The sequence below is a fragment of the Bacillus sp. 22446 genome, from assembly GCF_052044955.1.
GTDB classification, from domain to species: domain Bacteria; phylum Bacillota; class Bacilli; order Bacillales; family Bacillaceae; genus Bacillus; species Bacillus altitudinis.
The window spans coordinates 114,230-131,623 of record NZ_JBQEOD010000001.1; the positions used below are offsets into that span (position 1 = coordinate 114,230).

Below are 17,394 nucleotides of genomic sequence, written 5' to 3' on the forward strand. Positions count from 1 at the left end.
CCTCCTACTCACTTATCCTTCTTTTCTGTCATAGACGACAAATTCATAATTGTAGGGGTTCTTTTCGTCACGTTGGCCTTTTTCACGTGATACAACCGTCCAATTCTCTTCATCGTAATAAGGGAAGAAACGGTCGCCTTCAAATGAATGATGAATGTGCGTGATATATAGACGATCTGCGTATGGCATCATTTCCTCATACAGCTTAGACCCGCCAATGATCAATAATTCTTCCTCGGTCTTCGCAATGTTTAAAATATCATCGATTGAATGAACTACCTCGCATCCTTCAGCTTGAAAAGAAGAACTTGTGGTTAACACGATATTCCGGCGGTTAGGCAGTGCTCGTCCAATTGATTCAAACGTTTTTCTGCCCATGACAATGGTATGGCCACTTGTGACTTTTTTAAAATACGCTAAATCAGCGGGTAAATGCCAAGGCATTTGATTATCTTTGCCAATGACTCTGTCTTTTCCTGTCGCCACTATCATGGAAATCATACACTGACTTCTCCTTTAATATGCGGATGTGGATCATAGTTCTCGAGCACAAAATCATCAAACGTAAAATCAAAAATACTTTTGACATCTCTAGTGATGCGAAGCTGCGGAAGTGTGCGCTCCTCACGCTCTAACTGCATTTTGACCTGCGGAAGATGATTTTGATAAATATGAGCATCTCCTAGCGTATGAATAAACTCTCCTGGCTCAAGGTTTGTCACTTTGGCAATCATCATCGTTAGAAGTGCATACGAAGCAATATTAAAAGGCACACCTAAAAAGATATCTGCCGAACGTTGATAGAGCTGGCACGATAATTTACCGTTTGATACGTAAAATTGAAACAAGCAATGACAAGGAGGCAGCGCCATCTGATCAATTTCTCCTGGATTCCACGCACTGACAATCAATCTTCTCGAATTAGGATGATTCTCAATATCATGGATCAGCTTGCTGATCTGATCCACTGTCTCTCCGTCTCCGCTCGCCCATGATCTCCACTGCGCACCATACACACGCCCTAGCTCTCCATTTTCATCTGCCCATTCATTCCAAATACGGACACCATTTTCTTGAAGATATTTGACATTTGTATCACCTTTTAAAAACCACAGTAACTCATGAATGATTGATTTCAGGTGTAATTTCTTTGTTGTTAATAGAGGAAATCCTTCCTGTAAATCAAATCTCATTTGGTAACCGAACGTGCTGATAGTGCCTGTTCCTGTTCTGTCACCTTTTTCATCCCCGTGCTGTAATACATGACGGCATAACTCTTTGTATTGTTTCATTTTTTTCATCCTTTATTTATGTTCTTGTTGTAGTTTACCTTATTTCTGCTTTTGTTGAAACCAAAAAAACATGTCTGCAAGATGAGCAGACATGTTTTTCTTTTTATGCTTGATTCACTCGATCCTGCTCTTCGTCCTTAATATCTTGGTGAGAGTGAGCTATGCGACTTGCGGCGGCGGCGGCAAGCGCAGCGACAAGGTCATCAAGGAAGGTGTGTACTTCACCAGGACGACCTTCATCTAATTCTCTAATAATACCAAATTTCTCTTTGTCTAGATAACCGAAGTTGGTCAAACCGATTGATCCATATACATTGACAATGGAAAGCGGAATAATCTCATCAATTCCATATAGCGGTTCATCTGTTTCAACTAAATGCTGCAAAGGTTCTGGCAAAAGCTTTTTTTCTGCCAGCTGATCAAGAGCAAGTCCTGTCAAAACTGCGTGGACAATTTCCCTTTTATTCAGCACTTTTTCAACATTTTCAATGCAGACACTAAGTGGAAGATTTGGGTTGTATTTCTCTTGGAGTTTCAGCACAATGTGTGCAATATCTTCTATTTTCACTCCACGCTCGTTTAACATCTGTTTTGTAATGCGAACCATTTCGTTCATTGTATACTTTTTCAATTGGCATGACATCTCCTTCTAGTGGCTCATCCAGCTCGGCGGGGTGTTTTTATCCCAGTAAATATTACCGAGTTCATGATGCGTCTGGAATCCATCTTCTGCTGTATGGTAGTGAAAATTAAACCAATATCCGCTGTGAGGCGGCTGATCTCTCCTGACATGAAAACGAAGCAAATCTTCTCCAGTCTTTCTATTATAAATGTGGAAGATTTTTTCCCCATTTCCGCTTGAAGGTTGATCAGTTAAAACAACATCTTGAAATTTTTCGTCATCTTTGAAATTTGTTAAAAAGTCGGTTAACACTTGTTCAATTTTTGGTTGAATCTCTTCTCTATACTCGTCCTCAATGACAGGTGTGATTTTACGACCAAATTTGAGAAAGGATTGGTTTTCTGCACTTGATAGAACCTCTTGCTTATATTGCTCAAAGGGGTCTACCCGCTCTTTGTTGTCTTCTTGCGATAATTCCCAGCTGCGCGTATCATCTGATGTATCATAAACTGCTGTATAAGGTGCTTTATCAGATGAAGAAAGTTCAGATGGCTTGTCTGTCATCAAAGCCGATGGAGGAGAGATTAAACCAAAAGTCGCAATCGTAAAGAGTGCAACAAGCGTTTTTCTCATCCACATTTTCATGATATCTAATTCCTTCCATAAGTTATCATACTGCTATTCTAGCATATAATGAATTTTCAGTCATTCAATTTGGTCATTGAGTTGAGACTTTCTTTTTCATGATAAAACGTTTACAATGACAGTAACGACGACTAAAATTTGGGAGGAATGGATATGCTTGAAGGGTTTTTCATCACAGCTTCCTTGCTGACGTTATTTTATTTTGTCTATATGGAGATCACCGATTAAAAGCCCTGAAATAGGGCTTTTTTAATTGTTAAGAGTGATTAAAGTTTTGTTGATTTGTCTTCTTCTATTGAGATATATCCGTAATGGAATTGGGCGGTTTTACGTTTCATCACCTGAAATTGATAGGAATCAGTGGTAAATCGTGTGCTTTTCCAATGATCTTTTAAAACCACTCTTTTTCTAGCCACTCTCATTGCTTCTTTCACAGCGGTTTCATGGTCAAAATGATGCTCAGCTGCATGACGAAGCGGCATCATACTAGCAGACTCTTGTATGGTTTCTTCGAACATTGGGTCAAAATAGACGATATCATAGGATCGATCAGGGAGCTTCTTTAACTGCTCAATACTATCCCCGCTGATAACAGATATCCGTTTCATCGCTTCGTCTGCCTCTCTCACACCCGTTTCCCATGTGATGAGTCCTTCTCGAACAAGCAATGCCGTCATCGGATTTTTTTCAATACCGGCCACTTTTCCATTGGTTCCTGTAGTGCAGCTTGCGGTAATCGCATCAGATCCTAAGCCAAGCGTACAATCTAAAAAGGAATCGCCCGGCTTTAATTGTGCTGCTTCTATTAATGGATCTTTTTCCCCTCGCAGAACCCGCTTCACCCTAAACATCGCTGAGCTTGGATGGAAAAAGAACTTTTCACCATTTGGCTGATACCATTCAAATCGTTCTTTCCCAACAACGAGTACATCCCCCCGCTTGATCGCAAGCTGTTTGACAGATTGTTTGCGCCGCTCGATATACTCACCATGCAAGTCCTTTGCGAGGGCCTTTGCCGTTTCAATTGTTTGTTCATTTGCTCTAAAGCTTGTTGTAATGAGCATGACGTTCCTCCATCATAATCAAGAAAAAATGCCCTGATGGATCACAGGACATTTCAACATTTGTATTAGCAATGTTTTTCAAATGCAGATAAGACGTTCTTCATAATATCTTCCATTTCATGACCTTCAATTTCGTCACGCGGGATAAAGTGAACAAGTTCATTTCCTTTTAAAAGTGCCATAGATGGAGAAGATGGCTCCTCACCTGTGAAGTATTCTCTCATTTTAGCCGTTGCTTCCCGGTCCTGACCAGCAAAGACCGTCACCATTCGATCTGGTGCTTTTTCTGCTTTCATGACAGCTTGAGTAGCAGCAGGGCGTGCTAAACCGGCAGCACATCCGCATACGGAATTGACGACAACAAATGTTGTTCCTTCTGCTTCCTGCATCGTTTTTTCTACTTCTTCTTCAGTCGTCAACTCTTGAAACCCTGCACTTGTTAGTTCTTGGCGCATTGGTACGACGAGCTGACGCATATATTCTTCATATGCCATTGACATAAAAAAGCCCCCTCTATAATCCTTATGTTGTGAATAAAGGATACTATAGAGAGAGCCAATTTTCAAATGATCAATTTCACATTAAATTTTCATGATTCCGCCTGTATTGGCTGATGTCACAAGTTTTGAGTATCTGGCAAGGTAACCTGTTTTTACTTTTGGCTCAAAGCCTTTCCAGTTTGCTTTTCTTTTTTCCCATTCTTCTTCCGGGACATCTACGCTTAAAATGCGTTTTTCGATATCAACAACGACATGATCACCATTTTCAACAAAGGCAAGCGGGCCGCCTTCTGCTGCCTCTGGAGAGACGTGTCCAATAGACAATCCGCGAGAAGCACCGGAGAATCGTCCGTCTGTAATTAAAGCAACCTTTGGACCAAGTCCCATTCCAACAATTTGTGAAGTTGGTGCTAGCATTTCAGGCATACCTGGACCGCCTTTAGGTCCTTCATAACGAATAATGACAACATGTCCTGCTTCTACTTTTCGATTAATGATTCCTTCAAGTGCTTCCTCTTGGGATTCAAATACGATCGCAGGTCCTTCATGACGTGTGATGCCGTCTTGTACACCGCCTGTTTTAATGATCGCTCCATCTGGCGCAAGGTTTCCAAATAAAACGGCTAAACCGCCCTTTTCAGTAAATGGCTTGTCAATTGGATAAATGACGTTATAATCTTTTACCTCATGACCTGCAATATTCTCGCCTAACGTTTTCGCTGTGACGGTCATGGTATCTAAATGAAGAGCCCCCTCTTTTTTGGACAATTCATTTAGTGCAGCGGTCACTCCGCCAGCTTCATGTAAATCTTCAATATAAACATCTGAAGCTGGAGCAAGTTTCGATAAATGAGGCACACGTTCTGCGACTTCATTGATACGCTCAAGTGAATATTCAACGCCTGCTTCATTTGCAATCGCCAATGTATGAAGAACTGTATTGGTTGAACCACCAAGTGCCATATCTAAAGCAAATGCGTTATCAATCGCTTTTTCAGTGACAATATCACGTGGTTTAATGTCTTTTTTGATTAGCTCCATCAATTGTTTTGCTGACTTCTTCGCAAATTCTCTTCGTTCTGGTGAAGTCGCCAGAATGGTTCCATTTCCAGGAAGAGCAATCCCTAGCGCCTCTGCTAAACAGTTCATTGAGTTTGCTGTAAACATACCAGAGCAAGATCCGCATGTTGGACAGCCAAATTGCTCTAATTCGTTTAATTCCTCTTCATTAATTTTCCCTGATTGGTATGCGCCTACGCCTTCAAAGACAGAAGAAAGAGAAATTTTTCTGCCATCACTTGTTCTCCCAGCTTCCATCGGTCCACCACTGACAAATACAGTTGGGATATTCACACGCATGGCAGCCATCATCATACCTGGCGTGATTTTATCACAGTTTGGAATACAAACCATGCCATCAAACCAGTGTGCAGACACCACGGTCTCTACTGAATCAGCAATGATTTCACGGCTTGGCAATGAATATCTCATCCCAATATGCCCCATCGCAATACCATCATCTACCCCAATTGTATTGAATTCAAATGGAACACCGCCAGCTTCACGAATGGCTTCTTTCACAATTTTTCCGAATTCCTGAAGATGGACATGCCCTGGGACAATATCAATATAGGAATTACATACGGCAATAAACGGTTTGCCAAAATCCTCATCTTTTACCCCAGCTGCTCTTAGTAAGCTTCGGTGAGGTGCTCTGTCAATTCCTTGTTTAATCATATTACTGCGAAGTTCTGCCATCTGTTTAAAAAGCCTCCTATACTACTAGTCTTGTTGACTGTATGATTTTGAGTTCATTTTATTTTACAAATTTTCTGTTTATTTAGCCACCTATAATAGATAGTGACTGATTTCTCTGCTGAAGCAAGTGCTCAGCAAGGATTGTGTCATAAAATCTGACCTCCAATATTCTATATTGGTACTACTATATAGAGTTTTTTCTCATATTTCAACAATATTCAAAATAATTTTTCTAAAAAAATTTTTCTGCCAATAAAAAAGCCATTTTCAGAAAACAAGCTGCCTTTTATTGGCAGCCTACTCGTCTTTCTTATGATTCTGATGCATTTTTTCTACTTTCTGTCATTTGCTTCCACACAGAGCCTTTTGCTTCTTCTCCGTGCTCAATTCGTTCGATGGCCATTTTTACTTGAAGACTGACTTCAAATTCAGGGTCCTGCTCCGCTTCTTTTAAAGCTTCTAGTGCTGTTTCGTCACCTTCTTCATAAAGGAACATGGCCGCACGCCAGCGGACAAGCTTACTTGGGTCCTTTAAGGCTTGGATCATCGCTTCAATCGCACTAGGATCACCAAGATCCGAAATACAATCTCCTGCAGTTCTTCTAACTGTCACTGTTTTATCTTCAAGCCCTTTATACAAAATAGGCAAAATGGCTGGATCTTCAATCATGCCAGCATTCACAACAGCTTGTCTGCGAATCGATGTTTTTGGGTCCTCCATCGCTTTCATTAAAACAGGTATATCTTTTTTCTCTGGCTGCATTTGCTCTAAATGAGCAAAACGTTTCTTCCAATCTTCATCGCGCAGCATCTCTTCTGTCACATCATATGCTTTTCGGTTCACTTGTTTATCTACAGCCTCTTGACCTTCCTTCACTGCCTCTGTTAAACGGGATAAACGCTCGTCGTCATATGCAGCTTGCAGCTCTTCTGTGACTTCTTGACCGATATCAGCAAATTCTCCAAAACGTACGCCATGTTCTTTCCACACACGTTCAAATACAACATTATCTGAACTGCTTCTTAGCTTTAAAATCGCTGCCTGGAAACGTTCAGGCATTCCAAATCGTTCTTCTCTTTCACCGTCTGTCAGCTTCACCTGCATCGGAATCCCATTAAACATTTGAACATGCACTTTGACTTCTCCAAATGTGTCATCACCTGACTGCGATTCTCCCTGAAGACCTTCAGTTTCTTGTCCAAAGGCTTCTCTGACTTGCTGTAAAATACCTTGCCAATCAAATTTCGCATTACGCTCAACCGCTAAGAAATCGGCTACATGGTAAACACCTTTTACACCTTCAATGGTTAAAATGCGCTTGATCATCTCTGGCGCTTCGTCTTTTTGATCTTTTTTGTAGTTATTGCTTTTACCGCCTGCAAGCGCTTCTGTCAAAATGACTTTCATTGTATTCGGGCTTGGCGTTGGTTCTATGGCAGTTATTTTCATCTATACATCCTCCTTACACACATAAAGACCCTACTCATCTGTAAGGCCGCATTCTTCTTTCCATGTCTTGATAAATAGACACATAAACTCATGCCGCTCATGAGCCAGCTGCTTTCCAGCACGTGTGTTCATCAAGTCTTTTAATTGAAGCAGCTTTTCTTGCATATGCAAAAGTACTGTGCCTTGGTGAGCACCCTCTGTATAGTGAGGCTCCCCTTTTGCACCTGCATATGTAAACACCCTTGCAATCCCAGTTGCACCTATCGCATCTAGCCGATCTGCATCTTGAACAATGGTCCCTTCTAATGTCACTGGCTTATGCTGCATATGCCGGTGACGAAAAGACATCGTTGTAATAATATCCATGATATAGCGAATATCTCGCGTGTCCACTTCCCACAAAAGGAGCTGCTGCTTGAGATCATGCGGTGAAAGCTTCCATTCACTAGACAGCTTGTCATCAATGACATCATGGACAATCGCTGCCATTTCAATGACAAAAAGCGACCCGCCCTCCTGTTGTGCAATATGGACGGCAAGCTGGCGCACACGATTGATATGAGCTTCATCGTGTCCAGTCGGTTCATTCTTTAGCTGTTTTGAAACAAAGGAGGCAGCTGCCTCCAATTGTTCTTGCTGCTTACTCGAATACATGCTTATTTCTCCAAAAGAGCGATAATGGAGCTTTCTAATTCTTTTGGTGGTGTTTTAGGAGAGAATCGTTCAGTCACTTCTCCGTTTTGGTCAACGATAAATTTTGTAAAATTCCATTTCACCGTTTTTGTACCAAGCACACCTTTCGCATGACTCGTTAAGTATTTGAAAAGCGGATGCGCATTGTCACCATTGACATCTACTTTTGCAAACATCGGGAAGGTCACACCATAGTTCAACGAACAGAATTCTTGAATTGCTTCTTCCCCTTCTGGCTCTTGATTCATAAATTGATTGCACGGAAATCCTAAAATTTCAAGGCCCTTTTCATGATATTGATCGTATAACTCTTGTAATTGTTTAAATTGAGGGGTCAGTCCACATTTGCTCGCTGTGTTAACGATGATCAGTACTTTCCCTTTGTAATCTGCCATTGATTTTTCCTGACCGTTAATGGTCTTGACCTGAATATCATAAATTGACATCTCATAGCCTCCTAGGATTCACTTTTTCCTATCGTAACATGCTTCTTTTAGAAAATCGCTTTTTATGCTTCCTGCTAAAAGAGTCCAGTCACACTGCCGTCTTCTAATAAATCCATCTCAAGTGCCGCAGGTTTTTTAGGGAGACCTGGCATGGTCAGAATGCTTCCCGTTAGTGCAACGATAAAACCTGCTCCTACAGATGGTTTTAACTCTCGAATCGTAACGGTAAAGCCTTTTGGTCTGCCGATTAAAGCCGGATCATCCGATAGTGAATATTGCGTTTTTGCCATACAAACCGGCAAATGGGCCCAGCCATTTTTCTCAATTGCAGCTAGCTGCTTTCTTGCTTTTGATGTAAGGTTGACGCCGTCTGCACCATAAACCACTTTGGCGACTTTTGACAACTTTTCTTCAATGGAATCTTGCTCCTCATATAAATAAGAAAAGCTGTTTTCATTCTTTTCAATGAGTGTCGTGAGCTCTTCGGCAAGTGCTGTACCGCCAGCTCCTCCTTCTTCCCATACATTGACGGCTTTGACTGGATGTCCATTCGTTTCGCACCAGTTTTCTATTGCTTGAATTTCTTCTTTTGTATCGGTAATAAAACGGTTCACTGCAACGATGTATGGTAGACCGAAGGCTTGCACTGTTTCAATATGCTTCTCTAAATTATGTATACCTTCTAATACAGCCTGTGCATTTGCTTCCTTGAGCTCTGTTTTCTGCATTCCGCCATGCATTTTAAGCGCCCTGACAGTTGCTACAATGACAACAGCGCCTGGTTTAAAATCACCGGCTCTTGTTTTGATGTGAAGAAATTTTTCCGCGCCGAGGTCTGCACCAAATCCCGCTTCTGTTACAACGTAATCTGCTAGTTTTGCCGCCATTTTTGTGGCAATTAAACTATTGCATCCATGTGCAATATTGGCAAAGGGACCACCATGAACAAGGGCTGGAGTTCCTTCAATCGTTTGAACAAGGTTTGGTTTCAGCGCATCTTTTAAAAGCAAGGTTAATACGCCTTCATATCCTAGATTTCCAACTGTGACCGGTTCACCTTCTTGATTGTAGGCAACAACAATAGAAGAAAGACGTTTTTTTAGATCGTTTAAGTCGTCTGCTAAACAGAGGATGGCCATCATTTCGGATGCAACCGTAATATCAAACCCATCTTCTCTAGGGTACCCATTTAATTGACCGCCAAGTCCTACGACCACTTGTCTTAGAGCACGATCGTTTAAATCTAACACTCGTTTCCATACAATTCGGCGTGCGTCGATCCCAAGCTCATTTCCGTGATGGATATGATTATCAATAAAAGCAGATAAAGCGTTATGTGCAGATGTAATCGCATGAAAATCCCCTGTGAAATGAAGATTGATTTCTTCCATAGGCAACACCTGTGAATATCCGCCGCCAGCTGCACCGCCTTTAATACCCATTGTGGGACCTAGTGAAGGTTCACGCATGGCAATGATCGCTTTTTTCCCAATTTTCTCGAAGGCTTGACCTAGGCCAACTGTTACGGTGGACTTCCCCTCACCTGCTGGCGTTGGGTTGATCGAAGTCACAAGAATCACATTTCCTTCTTTTTGTTCCTTTAAACGGTCAAAAATAGTCAAAGATATTTTCGCTTTTGTGAAACCATAGCATTCTAATTCTTCGTCATGTATTTGTAATTTTGCTGCGATGTCTTGAATCGGTCTCAGCTTTGCCTTTTGGGCAATGTCAATATCTGATAAATGCTTTGTGATCATGATTAATGGCCTCCTTTTTTGACAGAAACAGCTTTCTTTTTTGCTCTATTTTTCATTGTAACATAATTGAAACATTGAAATATCGCCAGAAAGTTCCTATAATGAAGTGAAATTAGCTTTGGTTCAGGGGGTGGCGAGTTGCCTATTAACATACCAGTTCATCTGCCGGCAAAACAAATACTAGAGAGCGAAAACATTTTCGTCATGGATGAGACAAGGGCATTCAAACAAGATATCCGTCCTTTGAATATCGTGATCTTAAATTTAATGCCAAAAAAAATACAAACTGAAACGCAGCTGCTGAGAATGCTCGGAAATTCTCCTTTGCAAGTGTATTTTACATTTTTGATTCCAAGTACACATACACCGAAGAATACATCGAGAGAGCATCTAGATGAATTTTATACGACCTTTGACTCGATTCGTCATAAAAAATTTGATGGCATGATCATTACAGGTGCACCAATTGAGCATTTAGCTTTCGAAGAAGTTTCCTATTGGAAAGAACTGCAGGACATTTTGGACTGGAGTAAAACGAATGTGACGTCTACTCTCCATATATGCTGGGGGGCACAGGCTGGTCTTTATCATCATTATGGCATTGAAAAAATCAAGCTTCCAGAGAAAAAATTCGGTGTTTTTGAGCATCTTGTCAAAGAGAAAAAAGAAAGATTAGTAAGAGGTTTCGATGAAGTATACTATGTCCCACATTCTAGGCATACAGATATTAATACAGAACAATTAAAAAACACGCCGAATCTAAAAGTATTGAGCACGTCTGAGGAAGCTGGTGTTTGTTTAATTGTTTCAGATGATGATAAACAAGTATTTTTAACTGGACATCCTGAATACGATACAGATACATTGAAGCAGGAATATGAAAGAGATTTGTTGAAACATGATACAGTCAAAAAACCCGTCCACTATTTTATAGAAGATGGAGACACATTAGTCCCAGTGAACCGCTGGAAAGCCCATGCCACTTTGCTGTTTATGAATTGGCTTAATTACTATGTTTATCAAGAAACACCATATGTGTGGGAATAAAATAGACTGTAGTCTGATGATAAATGCTTAAAATGTGTTAAAATACAAATGGCTCTGTCTTCCATTATCAATTTAGTCTGTTTGTTTTTTAAAATTAGTTTAATTCTTTCGTAACGAATGATATGCTCTCGCTGTTTATATGTTATCTTTATGTATATGTAGACCTATGAGATTTATAGTTTCGTACGAAGTTTTGTTGTTGTTGATTACATTTGAGGTGAATATTCTTGAATACCAATAAAAAAATATTAATCTTGACCGCAAATTATGGAAATGGACATATGCAGGTTGCAAAAACACTGTATGATGAATGCAAATCCCAAGGGTTTGAACATGTGATAGTTTCTAATTTGTATCAAGAATCAAATCCCATTGTGTCCGAAGTGACTCAATATTTATATTTAAAGAGCTTCTCCATTGGGAAACAATTTTATCGCTTGTTTTATTACGGTGTAGATAAAATTTACAATAAACGCAAATTTAACATTTATTTAAAGATGGGAAATAAGCGTCTTGATGAATTAATTCAATTACACAATCCGGATATCATCATCATTACATTCCCGATGATTGTTGTACCTGAATACCGAAACAAAACAGGTAAAGTCATTCCAACATTTAATGTGATGACAGACTTTTGTCTTCATAAAATTTGGGTACATGAAAACATTGACCGATACTATGTTGCAACCGATTATGTGAAACAAAAGCTAGTAGAAATCGGCACACATCCAAGCGATGTCAAGGTAACAGGCATTCCGATTAGACCACAATTTGAAGTAGACGTGCCTAAATCGATCATCTATAAAAAATATGGATTATCATCAGACAAAAAAGTCCTTCTCATTATGGCGGGTGCCCATGGTGTACTAAAAAATGTGAAGGAACTGTGTGAAGCACTACTTCTTGACAGTGAAGTACAAATTGTTGTTGTGTGCGGTAAGAATGCAGCGCTGAAGCAATCGCTTAGCGAACTTGAACAAGCACACCCAAATCAATTGAAGGCGCTTGGATATGTGGAACAAATTGATGAATTGTTCAGAGTAACGGACTGTATGATTACAAAACCGGGCGGAATTACATTAACAGAAGCAACAGCAATTGGTGTCCCAGTTATTCTTTACAAACCTGTTCCAGGACAAGAAAAAGAAAATGCTCTTTTCTTTGAAGATTACGGTGCTGCCATTGTCATCAACAGACACGAAGACATTTTAGAATCTGTCACCAACTTGTTGCAAGACGAAGAAAAATTAGAATCCATGAAACAAAACATCAAAAAATTACACTTAAAACAGTCTTCTCAAACCATTTTAGAAGATATCGTCGAACAATCAGATCTGATCATGAGCAACAAATCGTATGCTCAAGCATTATCATAAAAAGGTGTCCGTCAATGACGGACACCTTTTTTCTTTTAACCTTGATTCCCATTCGTTGTATACACTTCTTCAAACGGCTGCACGACAACAAAGCCGCTTCCGCTAAACTTCATTTGAATGGACTCTCCGCTTCCCCTGCCAATAAACGTTTTGAACGATACATCTGTCACAAATTCAGTCTGCAAATCTCCTGACCATGCGACCGTCGCATTCGGATCTGTATAAACAGAATCACCTGGCTGAACAATCAGCGTCAGCGGTTCGTAATGACTTGTGATTGCCACAAGACCTGGTCCTTCAAGTTTGACATTAAATAATCCGCCTGCAAGCATGCCAGACACCTTTTTCATTAATTTAATATCCCACCGAACAGACGGTTCAAATGCGAGCAAGTCGTTTCCATTAACGAAAATAGACTCCCCTTGACCCAATCGAAGAATCGAGATTTTTTTCCCTTGGTCTGCTACATATAATTTCCCATCACCTGTGGCCTTCATCAAAGAAGTTCCTTCTCCTGATAACATTTTTTTGAACATCTTTGACACACCGTGTTCAAACACACCTTCACGTTCAAACTTTATTTTCCCGCGATATGAAACCATAGAGCCTGTTTTTGCCCAAATGGTATCCGTTAAATTAATTTCTAACAATCTTGGTGTTTCAAGTTCAAAGACCCCTTCCCCTTTGTCTTCTTGCTGCGTATTCTGAACAAACTCCTCAATTGTGTAACGATTCATGACGCACCTCTTTCTGTATTTTTACTATATACGGACAAGTTATACGTTAGGTTTCATGAGATTAGGACGTTTTATAGATAAATGTCATTCACTAAAAAAACAAAAAAATCAAACATTCTGCTCAAAATTTGGCTTGCCTGCTTGACGCTTTACTTTTGATGGTGTATAGTGGAACCATCATTTAACAACTTCTTAAGTCGTTAGGTGATGAAAAATTTTTTTTAGTATGCCGAAAGGTGTGCTACAGTACTAGGAGGAAAAAGCAATATGCAAAACGGTAAAGTAAAATGGTTCAATAATGAAAAAGGTTTCGGCTTCATTGAAGTTGAAGGCGGAGACGACGTATTCGTTCACTTCACAGCTATCGAAGGTGACGGTTACAAATCTCTAGAAGAAGGACAAGAAGTTTCTTTTGAAATCGTTGAAGGTAATCGTGGACCTCAAGCTGCAAACGTAACAAAAATCTAATCAACTCAATCAATGATGAAACGACAAAATAAAGAGAGGCGTATGCCTCTCTTATTTGATTTTCAGCTGAATTTCAATCGCTAAAATATTTTGCTTTAATCTTTGTTCAATTTCAGAGATATCTTTTTCGAGAAAAGGTCTTCCCTTCTTTGCTACATCTACCAGTTGCTCTAGATCACTGTACACCTCTTGAAATGTCCGATGTAATACCGTTTCAAAATCCTTATTATCCATGCCGGCCTTCCCCTTTTCCTCTATTATCCGTCACTTAGTCAAAAAGTAACTCAACCAAAACTTTCTATAGTTATATCGGCTCATTTTTCAGAATATGTTCTTTTTTTACACATTCTATTCGTTTTTTTTCGTGAACGCGTGATACATCTAGGGGAAAACCGGAGTGTACGCTTATTTTTTGAGTAATTCATTCCCGTATTGTTTGATCTTCTCTCCTACCGTGCATTGCTGTATACAAAAGGAGTGCGCGTATTTTTTGCCAAATTCTTTACGAAAGTGCTTCTTAATCAAGCAATCTGAACAATACGTGTCTTGAAGATCTGTTAATTCTTTTACTGCTGTTTTTTTATCCACTTTATTCAGCTCCGTCTGCTTCTAATTTCAACTTACTTTCGATAGGGACGTCTGCAAGTATCTGTCTGGCAAGCTGATCTGCTTCTGCATTTTGTTTACGATCGATGACTTCATATGTTGGCGTGAGCTTCAGCTCTTTGATCGCAGCCTCAATTCGGTCGAGCCATTTGTTATGTATATCATCATAACAAGGCCATTCCCCTTTGAGCTGATTCATCACAACAAGAGAATCTCCTCTAATCGTTACAGAGTTTCTGCTGGCTCCCAGTTCTTTTAAAGCTTTTACCGCTTCAAATAAAGCCGCATACTCTGCCTCATTGTTCGTGGTGCTCTGAAAAGGCTGATTCTTCCTTAACCGGTATGCATCCTGTCCGAGCTGATAATACACGACAATTCCAAGCCCAGCATCACCTGTTTCTTTGCGAAAACTCGCATCAAAATAGACCTGAAGCTGATCGGGTTCAAGCCTAAGTTCTTCGTTTAGCTTTTCAAGTTCTTTCATCGACCACATCGCACCCTTTTCATCTTCAAATGATAGAAGTGACTGCGGTTCTTTTTTGTCTATATGTTTTGCTAAAAGCAAGGCTTTTTTGAGCTCCATCCAATCTTCTTGGAAAAAAGCAATGGACCCAATCGATTTCACTTTCATTGTATAGTGTGCTCTTAGTTTCATTGATCACATCGCCTTCCCGTACTTTTAAGGTAAACGTTCGTTATGCTATAATCAAAAAGTTACATTTTACATTTAGAAAGGAAGTTCATGTCACTTGTTTAATGAAGGTATTTGGATCTTATTTGCGATCATTAATTTTATCATTGTTCTTCTATTTTATAAAGGATTTGGCAAGATGGGGCTTTTCGTCTGGATTGGTTTTGCAACAGTTGCTGCCAATTTACAAGTGGTCAAAACCGTTGAATTATTTGGCTTAACGGCAACACTTGGCAACATTTTATACGGCAGTGTGTTCTTTGCAACGGACGTCCTCAATGAAAAATATGGACAAACCGAAGCGAAAAAAGCTGTCTGGATTGGCTTTGCCACCCTTTTAACATTAACTGTTGTCATGCAGGAGGCTTTGCTTTTCCATCCCGCTCCATCTGACATTTCCCAATCATCATTAGAAACGATATTCGGCTTTATGCCAAGGGTCGCTCTTGGTAGTCTTGCTGCTTATATCATCAGTCAAATGTTAGATGTTTATGTATATTCGTTTATTCGCCGGATATTTCCTTCAGATGGTGCGCTCTGGCTGCGAAATGCGGGGAGTACAATGATTAGCCAGCTACTTGATACACTCGTTTTCACAACCATTGCCTTTCTTGGGACCTACCCATTCCATATATGGATCGAAATTTTCATCACGACTTATGTGATTAAATTTATCGTCGCTGCCATTGGCACACCTTATGCCTATGCGGCGAAAAAAATGGTTCCGATTGATGAAAGGGGGAAATAAATTGCCAGCTGAAATATATATTGACGGTGCTAGTGCCGGAAACCCAGGTCCATCTGGCATCGGCATTTTCTTGAAATATGACGGAAAAGCTGAGTCTTTCTCCATTCCTCTTGGCATCATGAGCAATCATGAAGCAGAGTTTTCCGCGCTCATTGAAGGCATGAAAATTTGCGTAGAAAAAGGATTACGGACCGTTTCATTCCGCACTGATTCACAAGTAGTAGATCGTGCAGCCAATGCAGGATTTGCTAAAAATCCATCTTTTCGTCATTTTATCGAAGAAATGCTGCAGCTTCAAAGCGAATTTGATTTATTTTTCATTAAGTGGATTCCGAGCAAGGAAAATCAAGTGGCTGATCAGCTCGCTAGAAAAGCGATTCACCTTTCAAAAGGATGAATCGCTTTTCTTTTGGTTATGCTAATGTGTGAGGTGATACAATTGGATAAAGAGAACAGAGGCCGTGTCACAAACGGAACGACTCCTCAAGGTGATGCGCAAACAAAGGATAAACAGCCAATATCGCAATTAGAAAATAAGGCGAAAAAAAGCAACACAAAGGGCTAAAATGAACTTGATTTTAGCCCTTTCTTTTTTTCTAACCTCAACTGATTCCTAATTGACTTAAGCGGTTAACCATTGGTTCGATCCCTTTAATTTGATGCAAGCGAAGCATTGCCGCTGCCCGCTCTGGGTCCATTTTTATTTTTGTTTCGTCAATCGGACAGCTGAGTGGTACATCACATTTAATTTCTGCCAGTATACGAGAAAGCTTCAGATCTTCTAAACCTGCTTGCATTTTCTTTTGCTGAGCTGCCGTTAATGCATGAACATTTTCTAACAGTCGATCAATCGTTTGATACGTTTGAATAAATTTCAATGCTGTTTTTTCGCCGATTCCTTTTACACCAGGGTAATTATCGCTAGCATCACCCATCAGCGCTTTTATATCAATCAGCGCCTTTGGAGAAATGCCCATTTCCTCTTCAAAAATGGCTTTTGTATAATGCTTATAATTCCCGATGCCTTTTTGCATTAAAGCCACGTTCACTTGTTCATTCAAGATCTGCAGCAAATCTTTATCTCCTGTTAAGACGGTCACATGTGCTTCGTTTTGATAGATTGATGCAAGCGTTCCAATACAATCATCTGCTTCAAAACCTGTCACACCAATGTTCATGATCCCCAGTTCTGCTGTTGCCTCTTTTGCTAAATCAAACTGCGGGATAAGCTCAACAGGCGCCTCGCCTCGATTGGCTTTATAATCTTGAAACAATTCGTTCCGGTATGTCTGGCTTCCCATATCCCAGCAGCAAACGATATGAGTCGGCTCAAATGTTTGGACAGCTGTTAACAAATGCTTCAAATAACCATTCACTCCATTTGTCGGTACACCACGATCATTTATCATAAAATTGCGATGGACAGCCGTCGCATAAAACGACCTAAAAAGAAGGGCCATTCCATCTACAAGTAATACGTGTTTATTCATT

At 40.1% G+C, this 17,394-nt stretch carries 22 protein-coding genes; 6 read left to right on the forward strand and 16 right to left on the reverse strand.

The genetic code is table 11. The annotated features are described in order from the left end of the window. Window positions 1-12: 12 nt before the first annotated feature. The 11 genes from folA to ACTJJD_RS00620 all read right to left on the reverse strand — a co-directional run bounded on the left by folA (window position 13) and on the right by ACTJJD_RS00620 (window position 10,227). Entirely contained in the window at window positions 13-501 is a 489-nt protein-coding gene (gene folA / locus ACTJJD_RS00570) for a type 3 dihydrofolate reductase (RefSeq protein ID WP_281201271.1), read from the reverse strand. Then, on the reverse strand, window positions 498-1,292 hold the full coding sequence (locus ACTJJD_RS00575) for a thymidylate synthase (RefSeq protein ID WP_017367468.1): 795 nt from the start codon (window positions 1,290-1,292) through the stop codon (window positions 498-500). Before ACTJJD_RS00575 ends, folA begins: the two co-directional genes overlap by 4 nt. Window positions 1,293-1,395: 103 nt before the next feature. Beyond that, the gene (locus ACTJJD_RS00580) at window positions 1,396-1,923 is read right to left on the reverse strand and encodes a phosphatidylglycerophosphatase A family protein (protein WP_008346387.1); all 528 of its coding nucleotides are present in this window, start codon (window positions 1,921-1,923) and stop codon (window positions 1,396-1,398) included. An 18-nt stretch (window positions 1,924-1,941) separates the two neighbouring features. After that, window positions 1,942-2,559: a YpjP family protein gene (locus ACTJJD_RS00585; protein WP_007500816.1), complete on the reverse strand. Its 618-nt coding sequence runs from the start codon at window positions 2,557-2,559 to the stop codon at window positions 1,942-1,944. 266 nt (window positions 2,560-2,825) lie between these two features. Then, window positions 2,826-3,623 (reverse strand): class I SAM-dependent methyltransferase, encoded by a 798-nt coding sequence (locus tag ACTJJD_RS00590; protein WP_025207514.1) that lies wholly within the window; start codon window positions 3,621-3,623, stop codon window positions 2,826-2,828. A gap of 65 nt (window positions 3,624-3,688) precedes the next feature. After that, a complete protein-coding gene (locus ACTJJD_RS00595) occupies window positions 3,689-4,123 on the reverse strand; it encodes a BrxA/BrxB family bacilliredoxin (RefSeq protein WP_008346384.1) in 435 nt (144 codons plus the stop codon). Window positions 4,124-4,204: 81 nt separating this feature from the next. Beyond that, window positions 4,205-5,881, reverse strand: coding sequence for a dihydroxy-acid dehydratase (gene ilvD, locus ACTJJD_RS00600; protein WP_007500822.1), 1,677 nt, complete (start codon window positions 5,879-5,881; stop codon window positions 4,205-4,207). Window positions 5,882-6,191: 310 nt separating this feature from the next. Continuing rightward, window positions 6,192-7,331, reverse strand: a complete 1,140-nt coding sequence (locus ACTJJD_RS00605; RefSeq protein WP_210552085.1) for a conserved virulence factor C family protein — start codon at window positions 7,329-7,331, stop codon at window positions 6,192-6,194. 30 nt (window positions 7,332-7,361) lie between these two features. After that, on the reverse strand, window positions 7,362-7,985 hold the full coding sequence (locus tag ACTJJD_RS00610) for an HD domain-containing protein (RefSeq protein WP_281201273.1): 624 nt from the start codon (window positions 7,983-7,985) through the stop codon (window positions 7,362-7,364). Between the two features lie 2 nt (window positions 7,986-7,987). Beyond that, window positions 7,988-8,470 (reverse strand): glutathione peroxidase, encoded by a 483-nt coding sequence (locus tag ACTJJD_RS00615; protein ID WP_007500827.1) that lies wholly within the window; start codon window positions 8,468-8,470, stop codon window positions 7,988-7,990. Between the two features lie 74 nt (window positions 8,471-8,544). Continuing rightward, complete coding sequence (locus tag ACTJJD_RS00620) at window positions 8,545-10,227, reverse strand: formate--tetrahydrofolate ligase (protein ID WP_311754226.1); 1,683 nt, start codon at window positions 10,225-10,227, stop codon at window positions 8,545-8,547. 138 nt (window positions 10,228-10,365) lie between these two features. Between ACTJJD_RS00620 and metA the strand changes: the two genes are divergently transcribed. Together metA and ACTJJD_RS00630 are read left to right on the forward strand one after the other, a co-directional pair. Continuing rightward, entirely contained in the window at window positions 10,366-11,274 is a 909-nt protein-coding gene (gene metA / locus ACTJJD_RS00625) for a homoserine O-acetyltransferase MetA (RefSeq protein WP_008346374.1), read from the forward strand. A 227-nt stretch (window positions 11,275-11,501) separates the two neighbouring features. After that, window positions 11,502-12,653, forward strand: a complete 1,152-nt coding sequence (locus ACTJJD_RS00630; RefSeq protein WP_007500831.1) for a diglucosyl diacylglycerol synthase — start codon at window positions 11,502-11,504, stop codon at window positions 12,651-12,653. Window positions 12,654-12,688: 35 nt separating this feature from the next. Here ACTJJD_RS00630 and ACTJJD_RS00635 read toward each other — a convergent pair whose 3' ends face one another. Further along, window positions 12,689-13,390, reverse strand: a complete 702-nt coding sequence (locus ACTJJD_RS00635) for an AIM24 family protein (RefSeq protein WP_216894589.1) — start codon at window positions 13,388-13,390, stop codon at window positions 12,689-12,691. Window positions 13,391-13,657: 267 nt separating this feature from the next. Here ACTJJD_RS00635 and cspD point away from each other — a divergent pair, with 267 nt between their 5' ends. Beyond that, window positions 13,658-13,858: a cold-shock protein CspD gene (gene cspD, locus ACTJJD_RS00640; protein ID WP_003215784.1), complete on the forward strand. Its 201-nt coding sequence runs from the start codon at window positions 13,658-13,660 to the stop codon at window positions 13,856-13,858. 51 nt (window positions 13,859-13,909) lie between these two features. Here the strand turns inward: cspD and ACTJJD_RS00645 are convergent, their stop codons facing one another. The 3 genes from ACTJJD_RS00645 to ACTJJD_RS00655 form a co-directional block, all read right to left on the reverse strand. After that, window positions 13,910-14,092 (reverse strand): hypothetical protein, encoded by a 183-nt coding sequence (locus tag ACTJJD_RS00645; RefSeq protein WP_008346368.1) that lies wholly within the window; start codon window positions 14,090-14,092, stop codon window positions 13,910-13,912. 171 nt (window positions 14,093-14,263) lie between these two features. Further along, window positions 14,264-14,446, reverse strand: a complete 183-nt coding sequence (locus ACTJJD_RS00650) for a zinc-finger domain-containing protein (protein ID WP_008346366.1) — start codon at window positions 14,444-14,446, stop codon at window positions 14,264-14,266. 1 nt (window position 14,447) lies between these two features. After that, a complete protein-coding gene (locus ACTJJD_RS00655) occupies window positions 14,448-15,119 on the reverse strand; it encodes a ribonuclease H family protein (RefSeq protein WP_440600042.1) in 672 nt (223 codons plus the stop codon). Window positions 15,120-15,213: 94 nt separating this feature from the next. Between ACTJJD_RS00655 and ACTJJD_RS00660 the strand changes: the two genes are divergently transcribed. Genes ACTJJD_RS00660 through ACTJJD_RS00670 form a run of 3 tightly spaced genes read left to right on the forward strand, consistent with a single transcriptional unit; the run spans window position 15,214 to window position 16,468 of the window. Beyond that, window positions 15,214-15,903: a queuosine precursor transporter gene (locus tag ACTJJD_RS00660; RefSeq protein WP_007500834.1), complete on the forward strand. Its 690-nt coding sequence runs from the start codon at window positions 15,214-15,216 to the stop codon at window positions 15,901-15,903. Between the two features lies 1 nt (window position 15,904). Further along, window positions 15,905-16,300, forward strand: a complete 396-nt coding sequence (locus ACTJJD_RS00665) for a reverse transcriptase-like protein (protein ID WP_017359712.1) — start codon at window positions 15,905-15,907, stop codon at window positions 16,298-16,300. A gap of 42 nt (window positions 16,301-16,342) precedes the next feature. Continuing rightward, window positions 16,343-16,468, forward strand: a complete 126-nt coding sequence (locus ACTJJD_RS00670; RefSeq protein ID WP_008346357.1) for a hypothetical protein — start codon at window positions 16,343-16,345, stop codon at window positions 16,466-16,468. Window positions 16,469-16,505: 37 nt separating this feature from the next. Here the strand turns inward: ACTJJD_RS00670 and ACTJJD_RS00675 are convergent, their stop codons facing one another. Continuing rightward, window positions 16,506-17,393 (reverse strand): 5'-3' exonuclease, encoded by an 888-nt coding sequence (locus ACTJJD_RS00675; protein WP_440600041.1) that lies wholly within the window; start codon window positions 17,391-17,393, stop codon window positions 16,506-16,508. Window position 17,394: the final 1 nt, after the last annotated feature.